The sequence below is a fragment of the Pseudarthrobacter sp. R1 genome, from assembly GCF_024494415.1.
GTDB lineage: Bacteria > Actinomycetota > Actinomycetes > Actinomycetales > Micrococcaceae > Arthrobacter.
On sequence record NZ_JAMKFI010000033.1, the window covers coordinates 1 to 541 of the forward strand.

General features: G+C 65.4%; 1 protein-coding gene and 1 pseudogene. Both read left to right on the forward strand.

Features of this window, described 5'->3' with window-relative positions:
- A partial coding sequence (locus M8J71_RS22820; RefSeq protein WP_256250153.1) for a DsbA family protein occupies positions 1 to 251 on the forward strand: 251 nt, incomplete at its 5' end.
- A gap of 76 nt (positions 252 to 327) precedes the next feature.
- Positions 328 to 541 (forward strand): annotated as a pseudogene (locus tag M8J71_RS22825) (hypothetical protein); the annotation flags it as partial.

Consider the following 541-nt stretch of genomic DNA (forward strand, 5'->3'; position numbering starts at 1 on the left):
CGCAATGGGGTGAAAAACAGGACTCCCAGGCGCCCCTGTTCCGCACCTTTGCCCAGGAGCTGGGCCTGGACCTGGCCGCCTACGACGCCGCAGTGGCGAATGAAGCCACCAAGGACCGGATCCGAAAAGATATCGCCGACGGCAAGGCACTGGGCGTGACCGGAACTCCGACGTTCTTCCTCAATGGGGAAAAGCTGACACTGAACACCATGGAGGAATTCCGGCAGAAACTAGCGGAAGCCGCACAGTAGAACTCCCCGCTCCAAGGGACCCTGATCTATCCAAGGGACCCTGCATCTACTCGTCCCACCGGAAAGGACCGCGCCGATGACATGCCAGCCTGCGCCCTTCCGGTTGCTGCGCACGGCCCCCGTGGCGGCGTCGGTCCTGTCCCTGGCTGCCGCCGCCCACGTTGCCGGCGGCGGACGGCTGCCCCAGACCCCTGTCCTGGCCGCCTGCACTGCCCTGGTCTTCCTGGCGGTCATCGTTCTGACCCGGTGGAAACTGCAGCTGCCGGCCCTGGCTGTGGTCCTGACAGGAG